The sequence below is a fragment of the Methanosarcina sp. 2.H.A.1B.4 genome (genome assembly GCF_000979385.1).
Taxonomy (GTDB): Archaea; Halobacteriota; Methanosarcinia; order Methanosarcinales; family Methanosarcinaceae; genus Methanosarcina.
Genome location: NZ_JJOV01000053.1, coordinates 53,404 through 66,144, shown reverse-complemented (window position 1 = coordinate 66,144; position 12,741 = coordinate 53,404). Strand labels below are relative to the sequence as shown.

At 44.8% G+C, this 12,741-nt stretch carries 12 protein-coding genes; 9 read left to right on the top strand and 3 right to left on the bottom strand.

The annotated features are described in order from the left end of the window. Window positions 1–538: 538 nt before the first annotated feature. The 3 genes from EO92_RS08645 to EO92_RS08635 all read right to left on the bottom strand — a co-directional run bounded on the left by EO92_RS08645 (window position 539) and on the right by EO92_RS08635 (window position 4,337). Complete coding sequence (locus tag EO92_RS08645; RefSeq protein WP_048131934.1) at window positions 539–1,087, bottom strand: LemA family protein; 549 nt, start codon at window positions 1,085–1,087, stop codon at window positions 539–541. A gap of 51 nt (window positions 1,088–1,138) precedes the next feature. Next, on the bottom strand, window positions 1,139–3,010 hold the full coding sequence (locus tag EO92_RS08640; protein WP_048170898.1) for a DUF2207 domain-containing protein: 1,872 nt from the start codon (window positions 3,008–3,010) through the stop codon (window positions 1,139–1,141). Window positions 3,011–3,155: 145 nt separating this feature from the next. After that, window positions 3,156–4,337 (bottom strand): acyltransferase family protein, encoded by a 1,182-nt coding sequence (locus EO92_RS08635; protein WP_048170896.1) that lies wholly within the window; start codon window positions 4,335–4,337, stop codon window positions 3,156–3,158. A 357-nt stretch (window positions 4,338–4,694) separates the two neighbouring features. On the opposite strand from EO92_RS08635, the gene EO92_RS08625 reads away from it, so the two are divergent. From EO92_RS08625 to rrp42, 9 genes are all read left to right on the top strand, one after another. Next, the gene (locus EO92_RS08625; RefSeq protein ID WP_048131926.1) at window positions 4,695–5,285 is read left to right on the top strand and encodes a 50S ribosomal protein L15e; all 591 of its coding nucleotides are present in this window, start codon (window positions 4,695–4,697) and stop codon (window positions 5,283–5,285) included. Window positions 5,286–5,299: 14 nt separating this feature from the next. Beyond that, a complete protein-coding gene (locus tag EO92_RS08620; protein ID WP_048170892.1) occupies window positions 5,300–5,725 on the top strand; it encodes an RNA-binding protein in 426 nt (141 codons plus the stop codon). Continuing rightward, entirely contained in the window at window positions 5,718–6,437 is a 720-nt protein-coding gene (gene rnp3, locus EO92_RS08615; protein WP_048170889.1) for a ribonuclease P protein component 3, read from the top strand. Before EO92_RS08620 ends, rnp3 begins: the two co-directional genes overlap by 8 nt. Continuing rightward, window positions 6,434–6,796 carry an Rpp14/Pop5 family protein gene (locus tag EO92_RS08610; RefSeq protein ID WP_048170887.1) on the top strand — a complete coding sequence of 121 codons (363 nt, stop codon included), beginning with the start codon at window positions 6,434–6,436 and terminating at the stop codon, window positions 6,794–6,796. The genes rnp3 and EO92_RS08610 overlap by 4 nt, the downstream gene beginning before the upstream one ends. Window positions 6,797–7,958: 1,162 nt before the next feature. Continuing rightward, window positions 7,959–8,708, top strand: a complete 750-nt coding sequence (gene psmA, locus EO92_RS08605) for an archaeal proteasome endopeptidase complex subunit alpha (protein WP_048161449.1) — start codon at window positions 7,959–7,961, stop codon at window positions 8,706–8,708. A 78-nt stretch (window positions 8,709–8,786) separates the two neighbouring features. Next, the gene (locus EO92_RS08600; RefSeq protein ID WP_048161447.1) at window positions 8,787–9,479 is read left to right on the top strand and encodes a ribosome assembly factor SBDS; all 693 of its coding nucleotides are present in this window, start codon (window positions 8,787–8,789) and stop codon (window positions 9,477–9,479) included. An 11-nt stretch (window positions 9,480–9,490) separates the two neighbouring features. Next, window positions 9,491–10,273 carry an exosome complex RNA-binding protein Rrp4 gene (gene rrp4 / locus EO92_RS08595; RefSeq protein ID WP_048131914.1) on the top strand — a complete coding sequence of 261 codons (783 nt, stop codon included), beginning with the start codon at window positions 9,491–9,493 and terminating at the stop codon, window positions 10,271–10,273. A gap of 78 nt (window positions 10,274–10,351) precedes the next feature. Then, window positions 10,352–11,833, top strand: coding sequence for an exosome complex exonuclease Rrp41 (gene rrp41 / locus EO92_RS08590; RefSeq protein ID WP_048170885.1), 1,482 nt, complete (start codon window positions 10,352–10,354; stop codon window positions 11,831–11,833). Then, the gene (gene rrp42, locus EO92_RS08585; protein ID WP_048131912.1) at window positions 11,817–12,617 is read left to right on the top strand and encodes an exosome complex protein Rrp42; all 801 of its coding nucleotides are present in this window, start codon (window positions 11,817–11,819) and stop codon (window positions 12,615–12,617) included. Before rrp41 ends, rrp42 begins: the two co-directional genes overlap by 17 nt. Window positions 12,618–12,741: the final 124 nt, after the last annotated feature.

The following is a 12,741-nucleotide window of genomic DNA, read 5'->3' as shown; positions in this document are numbered from 1 at the left end:
CACCTGCGGGACGCAGGGTTGAGCTCGCGTGACTTGTCCTCAATAGAGGAAGGGATGACCCGAGAAGCCAGTCAGTCTTTAGCTGAGTGGTAGTTCACTATACCTTATACTCTGTTAATCCACTACGGAGGGTTGATATTTTGAGATCTAATTTTCCCAGTGCGGATGAAGATTACGCTTTAATTTGATCGAAGCCCAACGGCCCAGGCGGGGGAGCGGCGCGGGACAAAAGATATGAAAGATGCCGTTCCAGCTTGCCCTTGGATAATATTAACCTATTGACTGCGTACCACCTGCACTTTTAAGATTCTTCGTTTTTCTTCTTAATTCAAATTTTTGAATCCAGAACTCTGCCCCGTATAACAATATTAGCTATATCAGGTTGTTTCTAAAAGCCGGAAAATGAAAAGACCGGGATACGTGTAAGAACCTAACAGATAAAAATGCCGGTGAAGCTGATAACAAACACACAAAAAACAGCAAGTAAAAGTATCGAAAATTAGTAAATTGGTTCAGTAACCTGAACCAGTGTACATTATTAGAACTCGACCTTAGGAACTTCCCTTTCGGCTTGCAGGGTTTCAAATAGATCTTTTTTCTTGAATCCCATCAAAGATGCAACAATATTTCTAGGGATTGTCTGAATACTGATATTATATTTCATAACGGTATCATTATAAAATTGTCTTGCATAGGCAATTTTGTTTTCGGTCTCCATGAGGTCTTTCTGGAGCTGCATGAAGTTCTGGTTGGCTTTCAGGTCCGGATAGTTTTCTGCAACTGCAAAAAGGGATTTCAGGGTAGATGAGAGGTAATTGGATGCTTCTGCAGTTTCATTTACATTATTTGCAGACATTACTGCAGCCCTTGCTTTTGTAATGTTTTCCAAAAGGGTTTTTTCGTGTTTAGCATACCCTTTCACCGTTTCTATCAGGTTGGGGATGAGGTCATAACGCCTTTTCAGCTGGACTTCTATCTGAGCCCAGGAATTTTCTACCCTGTTTCTTTGCTTTATAAGGTCATTGTAAATTATAACGAAGAGCAAACCCAGAATTATTACTACTATTACCATAATTTCTACTATCATATAGATCACCATCTCCTAATCAAAAGTACTTAACCTGACATTTACACGGCATCATCTTGCACCACCGCCGCCGCCACCCGAGCCGCCGCCCACGCCGCCGACCCCGCCTCCACTTCCGCTTGAAGATGGAGCTGATGCCGAATAGGCACTCCCAAAACCGGACCCGAACTGGCTGTAACTGTGTTGTACATAGTAGAAGTGACTGTATTTCAGCTGTTCATCAGGAACAACTAAAGACATGTTTTTAAGGACTTCTTCTGCGACTCCCAGAGCAGTTGCATACACCAGGTAAGAGTCCCAGATCTTTATTGATTCCGGCGGATGCTCTTTGAGAGCAGAAAAATCGGTGAGATATTTTCTAAAGTTATCCCAGCGTTCATAATAGAGCCTTCCTTCAGGGGTCCAGCATCCCAGTACCTTTTCGAACATTCCGGAGAAAATTATCATAATTATCCCGAAGACTACAACTAAAGCCACCAGTATATTCACATTTGATGCAAGGGGAAATGATTCTGAAGGGAAATATTTAGAAATTACAACAAAATAAACAACTGCTGCTATTATAGTTGCCACACCGAAAATACCCATATATGTGTTCCCTGTGGACCGGAAGAGTTTCTCAACTACAATATGCCTTTCAACTTTTTTATTCCAGGCCAGCACAAACTGATAGAAATCGGTTCCCTTTCCAAGTTCTTTTTTCAGTTTATCCCAGGAGACCTTATTTTCAGAAGCATGTTTTTTCAATAAATTGAACACATCTTTTTCGAAATCTGCAAGTTTGGGGAGTTTTCCGTTAGTGATCTCAGGGGAGTCCGGACTGACAAGTTCAATTAAAATGTTTTCAGATTCGGATTTGAACAGGCCCAATGCCCTGCTTTCTTCTGATTTTACAGTGTGGAGAGTAATATAACCAAGGTTAGCAAGGTTCATGACCGTGGCTGTAAACCCGTCCATTGTAGGAGTACCTATATTCCCCTGCATTATGGCATTAACTACGGCAGGGCTGGAATCAGTAGGAGGCTCTCTCTCATATATTGCCTCATAATCTATTTTTGGCTCTCTCCCATACCTGAAATAAATGATGAAGGGAAATGCCAGGGCAAAGACTGCAAATACAATTGCCAGGTTATAAAGGCCCTTTAAGATCCAGCCTTTCATTTCATATTCATTCTCAATGGATTTTATTTTTTCAAGGCCCGCTTCATTGTCTATCTGGACCAGGCTGGAATTGGGAGATTCGATTTTCGGGAAAACAACTCTTATCTCATACCATTTATTTGAGGGAATTTCGGATGTCTTTAAATTGAGCACATTCTGTTCCACATCCGCAGCCTGTGTATAGCCTGCAGGATGAATCCAGTACTGGACATCACTTTCGTTTTCCACAGGGAGCGTAATGCTTCCCTTCAAGCTTCCCAGAGGTTTCTCCCATTCTTCACCCCACAGCTTATAATGAAATTCGGAAACATCGCTGTGGACCTTGACTGCGCCATAATGGTCGTAGGAAATAAAAAAGGTCACTTTTTCCGGAGTGGGGGTCGGAAGCTCACCTATCAACTCGTAGCCTTCGGAAGTCTGTTCAACTCTGAAGTTACATGCTTCTTCTGAACAATATCCCTGGATATTCCGGATGGATTCTCCGGGGGACACATCGAGTATTCTAAAAACTTCTTGATAATTTCCTTCAAATGTGTAGGAAATCGATTCTTCAACATGGACTAAGCCGCTTGGATCAATAGTTATATTCGTTGCTGCTTCTTCCAGCGCGTAGTCTCTTGCACTGGCTGAGGGTACCAGACTGAGAAGAACCAGCAAAAGAATAATTATTTTCAATGCCGCAGGATTAAACGCAGACCTAATACTTGCTTTTCTAACAGGTCCAACAGAACCATGTTCAATAGAACCTTTTGAAAGCCGCAACCATATTCCTCCAACTCTGTATTAATTTTAAAATATTAATCTTCTCCGAAGGTCATTAAGATCTTAAAGTCTTCGGCTGAAGATATTTACTATTTTTCAGAATAGATAGATCAGTTCCATTAATTTACAGGCTTCCTGAACCAGGTCAGGAAGCTTTCAAAGCCTTCGAAGATCTCTTCTTTCCTATCAGGAAGGGGAAATAGTTGTTAATGATAAAAATTACAGGTACCAGGCAAATAAGATTCAGTACGGTTAAGCTCAGAGCAAAAGCCACATTGTAATAGAAATACTCAAGCTCGACCCCGAAACTCAGAAGTGCCAGTTTTGTCAGGATATCCTTTAGAGGGAAATGGAGCGCAAGCACAATCAGGCTATTTCTTCCGTAATATTCCAGGATTCTTGAACTTCCGACTTTTTTGAATAGATAAACAAAGGCAAAGATCCCTGAGAAAGCAAGAAGATAATACGAGAAGAAGCCTCCGTATTTCAGCACGTTCATGTTGACCTTATCGGTTGTAGGGAACTCCAGAAGGTATCCAAGATACAGTAGGTTCAGAAGGATAAAAACCACAGGGAAAAACTTCTCCGCCCGGACGAACTTTTCTCTGAACCCCGAACCCGAATTAAGGCTTGAACTTGAGTTCAGACTCGAATCTGCATTCTGACTCAAACCTGCACTCAGCCCCGAGCCTGAATTAAGGCTTGAGCCAGATCCAGACTCTTTTTCCGGCTCTGTTATTTTTTTAAATAAATTTCCGGCTCCGTAAAAGACCACGGCAGAGAGAGCTACATCAGCGTTCCAGAATAGCCTGGAAGGTGCATAAACCGCATAAAGATACCCGACGATACCGGCTGCAATAAGCCAGAGTACAAGTTTTCGCGGTTTCCCGTAATACTTCTTTGCAAACCCGTAAAAGAGAATCTCGGTTACGAATAGGCAGCTCAGGAACCAGAGAGGCGGATTATAAGAGACGAGGGGGCCAAGTGCGTACAGAATGGAATAGATGCCGTAAAGAGTACTGTTTTCAAAAAACTCAATATTCGTGACTCCGGGCTGAAATCCTGTATCCAGCAAAAAGTAAAACAGGCCGGTGAGTAGTGCAAAAGAAAAGTAAGGCACAATAAGAGACCTGAATCTCCCCTTTACAAAATTTGCAGCTGATCCTGCATATTTCTCAAAGTCAAACAGAAGGCCGGAAATAAAAAAGAAGAGCGGCATGTGAAAAGAAAATATGTATGTATCAAGCGCTACAGGTAAGCTGTGGTGCGCAAACACTACAAGCATAATCCCAATTCCTTTTAAAGCGTCAATCCAGTGAAGCCTCATATTAACCCGGACTGTAAACAGTGTTTACAATATAATAATATTTTGTTAATTCTCATTGGGTGTACGTTGTTTCCGGACATTACAAGAACTTTTCCCACGGTTTATTAGTTCCCATGTTTTTTGACAGTTTCCTGGTATTTAATTCCCTCTTTTTCCAGGTTTCCCCTGAGCTTTACCCGCACCTCTGTATCTCTTTTTTGCGGATTCTTTGCTTTTAAAGGGCTTTTGAAGGGGCAAAGCTTTAAATCAGATGATTCAGTTGTATCGCATGTTTCATTTTCGGGATTAGATCCCGTTGGAATGTGGTCCTGCAGGCAGGGCTGAACCATGAAACATAAGTGAAACTTGGTGTTTAAATTGTCAAAATCTTTTTACGGATATATACGTGATGCATGGAAAAACCCTGATGAGACATACGTGAACGAGCTCCGCTGGGAGCGCCTCCAGGTCTGGAGGAAGCAGGGTTCCGTGACCAGAATCGAAAGACCAACCAGGATTGACAGGGCACGCTCCCTTGGATACAAAGCCAAGCAGGGAATTGTCGTTGTCAGAGTGAATGTACGCCGTGGAGGGCTTGGTAAATCAAGACCAAAGCGTGGAAGAAGAACCCAGAGGATGGGAACGAATAAGATCTCAGGCGGAATGAGCATCCAGAGGATCGCTGAAGCCCGTGCAGATCGCAAATACCCGAACCTTGAAGTCCTGAACTCCTACTGGGTAGGGGAAGATGGAAAGCACAAGTGGTTTGAAGTCATCCTTGTAGACCCTCACCACCCTGTAATTAAGAGCGACAAGAACCTGAACTGGGTCTGTGACTCATCCATCAGGGGCAGAGCTACCAGAGGCAAAACCAGTGCCGGCAGGAAGGGCAGAGGCATGACTACACGCGGAAAGGGGACTGAAAAGACCAGGCCGAGCATCCGTTCAAATCAGAGTCGAGGCAAGTGATTCATCACATAACAATGCGTGTGATCGCCCACGCAACCGAAGACGTATCCAGAGTCCGCGAGACTCTGGACTTTTTTTTATTAGGTGCCGGCGTAAAGGATGGAAATAAGCTCATAGAAGAGCTTGAGGCTGAAGGGCACCATGGAAATCCAATTACTATCCTTAGCTTACAGCTTAAAAAGAAGGCCGAATGCCTGAAATTTGCCCATTTTGTCCGGGAAAACTTTTCGGAAGAAGATGTGGGAATGCTCAGGAAAGAAATGCCTGAGAGGCTGGACGATGATACGGTTTTTCACCTCCGCTTTGACAAGCAGGCTGCATACCTGCAGCAGGTAAAACTGACTAACTCTTCTGACGCTATTATTGCAAAGGTCAAGATCGAGACCTATCCGAGGAACTGGGAGAAAGCCGGAGCCATAGTGGAGGAGTTATTTGGGTAAACCGAAGTTTTATGATTTTTGCGTTCATGCAGCTCCGGATGGGGACCATACTGCTCCGGAACTGGTTTCCCTTGCCCGGCATTTCGGATACGACGGGATTGCCCTTGCTAACCATTCCGATAAACTCCCTGATAAAAAGCCAGTACTGCCTTCAATAGAGGGTTTTGAGGTCTTCAGGGGAATTGAACTTGTGGAAGAAAACCCTTCTAAATTACACAGTTTGATCGGAAAATTCAGGAATTCAATGGATGTCCTGATTGTGCACGGAGGGTCCGAAGCAGTCAACAGGGCTGCGCTCGAAAACCCCAGGGTAGACATTCTGAACCACCCGGCTTTTGACAGGAGCAGCGGGTTAAACCAGGTGCTGGCAAAAGCAGCTGCAGAAAATGGAGTTGCAATAGGTATCACCCTTAGACCTATTCTTCATTCCCGGGGTTCAAGGCGTGTCCGTTTGTTGTCCGACCTTAAGGCAAACCTTGAGCTTACCAGAAAATACGAGGTATCCCTTGTCCTTTGCAGTGATGCTATGTCCTGCTTTGACCTGCGCTCCCCAATGGAAACTCTTGCCCTTGCTGAGGTCTGCGGGCTTGAAGAAGATGAGGCTCTTGATGCCATAAGCATTGTTCCGGAAAGAATTATCACAAAGAACCGCCCCGGTCCTGGATATGTAAGGGAAGGTATTGAAGTTCTTGAAGGAGAGGATCTCTTTTGAAACGCCTGCTTCCTTCGCTCCGCGCTAGAAAGCGCTATCTTGCTTTTGAACTGATCTCAGAAGAGCCTGCAAGCAGAAACGATATCGTAAGGGAAGTTATTTCCTCTGCTTCATCGCTGCTCGGAGATGTTACAACCAGCGACTGTGATATTAAGGTACTGGGATTTGAAGGCGGAATAGGAATTCTCCAGTGCTCCCATACCAGAGTAAAAGAAACGAGAGCCTCTCTGGCTGCTCTGACCCGGATTAACGGGAAAAGGGCAACTCTTCATGTGCTGGGAGCTTCAGGCACTGTTAAAAGAGCTACGGAAAAGTTTCTACAGGATTACAGGCTTTTTGAGCCTGAAATACAGGAATGAAAGGATTCGGGACAGGCTTCCGGAAAGGTACATTAAAATCCTGAAGCTGTATTAAAATCTCGAATCTATAATTAAAATCCTGAAGCTGTAATTAAGCTTCTGAAAAGCTGTAATTAAGCTTCTGAAAAGCTGTAATTAAGCTTCTGAAAAGCTGTAATTAAGCTTCTGTTAAACTGGAATCGGGATCCTAAAGAGCCTAAAGTTAAGGTTCTGGAAAGCTTGACCTGAGACTCAGGAATGTTAGAGCTGAGATCCGGGTTTTCAGAGGGTTTATATGTGGTCTCGTTTATATCCGGTCTTATTTATATGAAGTAAGAACTGGATATCTGCCTTACAGCAGTGACAGAAGTCTGCAGGTATCAGCCAATCTTAAGGATGTCTGCTGAATACATCAGGCTGAAAATTTCCGTTGTGAACTTCAGTAACGGCCGAATAAGCTGTCTAATATATGCTATAATGAATGAGTATTAGTGTAACAAAGTATAATATTGATTGGCAGAACTGATTGACAGAAGGGCAGCTTTGCCGGGACTCCTGGTAGTTTACTCATGAGTTGTCTGAGAGGGCTTGGAGGTATCCCTGCGTTTTGGAGTGGAATCCTGCAGGAGGTAAATTCTTCCTTACAGGTTCTAAATCTGAATTTAAGCGCCGGAAAAGCCCCGGGCTCTCACAAACATTATAACTGAGTAAATACACTTTATTAACGGACATAGTTAACATTGGAATGGACCTTCATACTCTGTTAAAAAGTTTACTAAAGTGCGTGAATCCGGGTTATGTCTGGAAAACGTACTTTGCAGGGTAAAAGTGCCTTTAAACTCCCTGTAACCGGGATATTTTCCGCTGGTTTCATCAGGAAAAAACTCTGTCAGGATTGAAAGTCCCGTGTAAAAGGCTAAAAACTCTAATAAGGAAGAAATACGTTATAGGGAATCAATAATCGGTTTCCTTACCTGAACACTGGGTCGGGGACTTTAAGCTCCTGAGCTTTCGGGATATCCGCACAGGTTAAATAACGTTTACTGACCAAAGCCTTTTTTGGGCATGCGGTGGTTTAGTTGACGATTCTGCGGATTTGAAATCCCTAAGGAAAAATGACCGGTTTCTGGCCGGGAAAATTGAAACAATATGGAACATATATTAAGGCAAGGAGATACGGAATATGCAGATGGCACCACAGATGGGTTATGACAGGGCAATTACGGTTTTCAGCCCTGACGGAAGACTTTTCCAGGTAGAGTATGCCCGCGAAGCGGTCAAAAGGGGAACAACAGCCGTAGGAATCAAGGCAGCTGATGGGGTAGTGCTGCTTGTTGACAAGCGAATAACAAGCAGGCTTGTGGAAGCCGCATCAATCGAAAAAATATTCCAGATTGACGACCACATAGGAGCCGCAACCTCAGGGCTCGTGGCAGACGCCCGCTCCCTTGTTGACAGGGCTCGTGTAGAAGCCCAGGTAAACAGGGTTTCTTATGATGAACTCATAGGTGTGGAGGTTATCTCCAAGAAAATCTGTGATCACAAGCAGACCTACACCCAGTATGGCGGAGTTCGCCCCTACGGAACTGCACTCCTGATTGCCGGCGTGGATGACCAAAAGCCAAGACTCTTTGAGACCGACCCCAGCGGTGCTCTCCTCGAGTACAAGGCAACAGCCATAGGTGCAGGCAGAAATGCAGTTGTTGAGGTTTTTGAGGCAGACTACAGGGAAGATATGAATATTGATGCTGCTATCCTCCTTGGTATGGACGCGCTCTATAAAGCAGCTGAAGGCAAGTTCGATGCCGGAACCCTTGAAGTGGGTGTTGTATCCCTTCAGGACCAGAAATTCCGAAAACTGAGTCCTGAGGAAGTTGAGAACTACGTTCAGCAGATCCTTGAGAAACACAAGGGAACTGAAAGCAAAGAATAAAACCTATAAATATTTTAAGAACGAGTTATCAGAGAATTTCTGAATCTCAAACTTACGTTATAGAGAAGGTATTCGAAAATGGTGTCCCTGGACGAGGCAGTGACTGCTCGGCTCAAAAGAGGCAGTAAACATTTCGAAGTCCTGGTCGAGCCCGAAGGGGCTCTGGCCTATAAGCGAGGAGAGGAAGTAAACCTCGAAAACATTCTGGCAGTTGAAACTATCTTCGAAGATGCAAACAGAGGGGATCGGGCAGCAGAGTCTGATATAATCAACTCTTTTGAGACAACCGACCCCTTTGAGATTGCTGCCGTGATCCTGAAGAGCGGAGAGCTTCAACTTACCGCTGAGCAGAGAAAACGAATTCTTGAAGAGAAAAAGAAAAAGGTTATCTATACCATTTCCAGAAATGCTATAAACCCTCAGACTAGAGCACCGCATCCTCCCGCACGAATAGAAAGAGCGATGGAAGAGGCAAAGGTGCACATAGACCCTTTAAAAAGCGTAGATCAGCTGGTAGCTATTACAATGAAAGCCATTCGCCCGCTTATCCCGATACGCTTTGAAGAAATTAATATTGCTGTGAAAATCCCTCCCGAATATGCTCCCAAAGCATACGGAGATATTTCCAAAGCCGGAAGCATTACGAAGGAAGAATGGCAACGTGACGGCTCATGGGTTGCAGTAGTGCGGATTCCTGCGGGAGTCCAGACTGATTTTTACGCTCTTATAAATCATCTCACGAAGGGAGAGGCTCAGACTAAACTTTTATAAGAGGATGTTGGATGGATAAAAAAATAGTGATCCCTGGTGACCTGTTATCCGAGGAAATGAAAAAAGCCGGATACGGGACGTATATCAAGAACAACAAGATCTATTCTTCGTTTTGCGGTATTGAAAACCTCAAAGAGGATAAAGTTGGAGTGATCCCACTTGCGGGAGCTTACATCCCCTCAGTGAATGATGTGGTGATAGGGATCGTTATTGTGGTTACTCCATCCAACTGGATACTGAATATTGGAGCTCCTTATGACGGTCTGCTCCATGTATCCGAATATCCGAGAAGAGTCGAATCCCGGGAAATGCCTGAAATTATGAACGTAGGCGACTCTGCAATTCTCAGGGTAAAAGATGTAGACAGCTCCATGAAAATCGAGCTTGCCCTGAGGGACCCGAGCCTTCATAAACTCAAAACAGGCCAGATTGTCGAAGTTGAGCCTGTAAAAGTCCCCCGTGTAATAGGACACGGCGGTTCCATGATCTCCATGCTGAAGAAAGAAACAAACTGCAGCATTTTCGTAGGCCAGAACGGCAGAATATGGATCGATGGAAAGGACGAGGATGTAGAGCTTTTGAGTAAGGCTCTCCGGAAAATCGAAGTTGAAGCCCAGCGTTCCGGATTAACAGACCGGATCTACAATTTTTTGAAAAATGAACGGATTAGACAGAAAGAGTCCAAGCCTGTTACGTTTTTTCAAAATGAGACGAAAGATGCGACTGCAGGACAGGACGATCATTCCGAAGATATATACAGGAAGATCGATGTACTGCTGGACCCGACGAATTAAATTCCGGATGTAGTCAAGAGGATTTTAGGTAAGCTTCTCTAGAGTATTTTGGTTTAGGAGTTGTTTGGAGATTAAAGTATGAGTGATAAACCTGATAAATTAATCACTGACGATGGGCTGCGCCTTGACGGGAGACGTGCGGATGAGATAAGGCCCATGAAAATTGAGATCGGCGTACTTTCACGAGCCGACGGTTCATGTTATCTTGAATGGGGCAGGAATAAGATCCTGGTAGGCGTTTTCGGACCCCGGGAAGCTCATCCCCGCCGCAGCCAGCGCGCAGATTCGGCAGTTATCCGTTACAGGTATAATATGGCATCATTCTCCGTGGAAGACCGTGCTCGTCCGGGACCCAGCAGGCGGAGCATCGAAATCTCAAAGGTTTCCAGGGAAGCTTTCGAACCTGTGATTATGGCTGAGCTGTTTCCGAAGACAGCAATTGATATTTTCGTGGAAGTGCTTCAGGCCGATGCAGGGACAAGGACAGCAGCAATTAATGCTTCAAGTATAGCTCTTGCAGATGCCGGAATCCCCATGAAGGGCCTTATTACCTCCTGTGCTTTCGGAAAGGTTGACGGGCAGATTGTGCTTGACCTCAATAAGGATGAGGACAACTACGGAGACGCTGACTTCCCTGTAGCAATGACCCAGGACGGGGAAATTACTCTTGTCCAGATGGACGGGCACCTTACTCCAGAAGAGATTAAGAAAGGTATGGAGCTCGTAAAGAAAGGGTGCAAGGAGATCCTTGAAATTCAGCAGGCAGTCCTTAGAAAGAAGTTTGAGACTCCTGTTGAGGATACTGCGGAAGAAGCTGCAGTAACTGAAAAGGAAGGCGAAAAAGAAGAGTCCGTACCTGCCCCCGAGGCTGTTTCGGAAGCAGTAGTGGTTGAAGAAGCTGTTGAGGAAACTGAAGAATTCGAAGCAGAGGCATCAGAAGAACCATCTGCAGCTGATGTCCTTTCCACTGAGGTAATTCCTGACTTCGAAGAAGAGCTCGATGAAGAGATTGAAGACGAGTTCGAAGCCGAAGAGGAAGAAGAGTTCGAAGCCGAAGAGGAAGACGAGGATCTTGAAGACGAAGATGAGGCCGAAGAGGAAGAATTTGAGGCTGAATCTGAAGAAGATTTAGAGGACGATTTAGAGGACGATTTAGAAGAAGCTCTTGAAGACGAAGCTGAGTTTGAAGCTTCTTTTGAAGGTACTCCTGAACTCAAAGAGTTTGACGAAATTGAAGCCAGGCTTGAGAAAGAATCTGTCTCCATAGAAGCCGAAGAGGAAATCGGAATCGGGTCTGAAGCTGAGGAATTTGTCGAAGAAGAATCCTCTCTCGAAGAAGAATCCTCTCTCGAAGAAGAATCCGAAGTTGAGGAAACAGAAGCTGCCTCAGAAGAAACTATTGAGCCTGAAACAGAGGTAGAACCCGAGGTTGAAACCGGGGAAGTTTCCACTGAAGCAGTAGAGGCAGAAGAAGAGCCTGAAGAAGAAACATCCGAAGGTCCCTGGAAGGTAGTAAAAGACCCCTCTGAAGCCGGAAACAGAGGTGAAAAAGATGAGTGAAATCATAGCCACACTTAAGAAGGACTATATTTACAGCCTGATGGTCAAAGGAAAGCGTCAGGACTGGCGCGGGTTTAAAGATTTCAGGGAGCTCAAGCTCGAAACAAACATTATTTCCAAAGCTGAAGGTTCTGCAAAGGTTACCCTTGGGAACACTCAGGTTCTTGTAGGTGTAAAGCTTCAGAAAGGAACTCCATTTCCAGACTCTCAGGATGAAGGAGTGATTATTACCAACCTTGAGCTTAACCCGATAGCTTCTCCCGAATATGAGCCCGGGCCTCCAAGAGAAGAAGCAATCGAAATGGCAAGGGTCGTTGACAGGGGAATCCGGGAATCAGGCGCAATTGATATAAAGAAGCTTTGCATAACGGTGGGAGAATCCGTATGGATTGTCTTTATAGATGTCCATATCCTGAACAATGACGGAAATATCATTGATGCATCCTGTCTTGCTGCAATTGCAGCCCTTATGACCACAGTCGTCCCGAACGAACAACAGGGACTGGGCGAGAACGTGCCCCTTGCAATGAAAGAAATGCCTGTTGGTATAACTCTTGCAAAGGTCGGCTCAAAACTGATGGTTGACCCCTCCCTTGACGAGGAGGCAGTTTGCGAAACAAAACTGACCATAGTTTCCAGTTCGGACGGATCTGTAGCAGGCATGCAGAAAATGGGTTCTGCCCCTCTTTCCGAGGCAGAACTGTTCGAGGCAATAGACCTTGCACTTGAAAAGGCAGCCGAAATCAGGGAACTCTACCTGAAAGGGCTTGCAAAAAGTGAATAAATCAGGCCGGATTAATTAATTATAAATATTAAATGCCAGTATTACGGTCTAAGTGCACGTATTAAGGTGATAGAAGAACCCGGGTCTCTGGGCTAACAGTCCATAGATCGGTTAAGGGCTCTAT

Coding starts and splice junctions, on each gene's coding strand:
- EO92_RS08645 (WP_048131934.1), bottom strand. CDS start 1,087: ATGATAGTAGAAATTATGGTAATAGTAGTAATAATTCTGGGTTTGCTC.
- EO92_RS08635 (WP_048170896.1), bottom strand. CDS start 4,337: ATGAGGCTTCACTGGATTGACGCTTTAAAAGGAATTGGGATTATGCTT.
- EO92_RS08620 (WP_048170892.1), top strand. CDS start 5,300: ATGCGTGTGATCGCCCACGCAACCGAAGACGTATCCAGAGTCCGCGAG.
- psmA (WP_048161449.1), top strand. CDS start 7,959: ATGCAGATGGCACCACAGATGGGTTATGACAGGGCAATTACGGTTTTC.
- EO92_RS08600 (WP_048161447.1), top strand. CDS start 8,787: ATGGTGTCCCTGGACGAGGCAGTGACTGCTCGGCTCAAAAGAGGCAGT.
- rrp4 (WP_048131914.1), top strand. CDS start 9,491: ATGGATAAAAAAATAGTGATCCCTGGTGACCTGTTATCCGAGGAAATG.
- rrp41 (WP_048170885.1), top strand. CDS start 10,352: ATGAGTGATAAACCTGATAAATTAATCACTGACGATGGGCTGCGCCTT.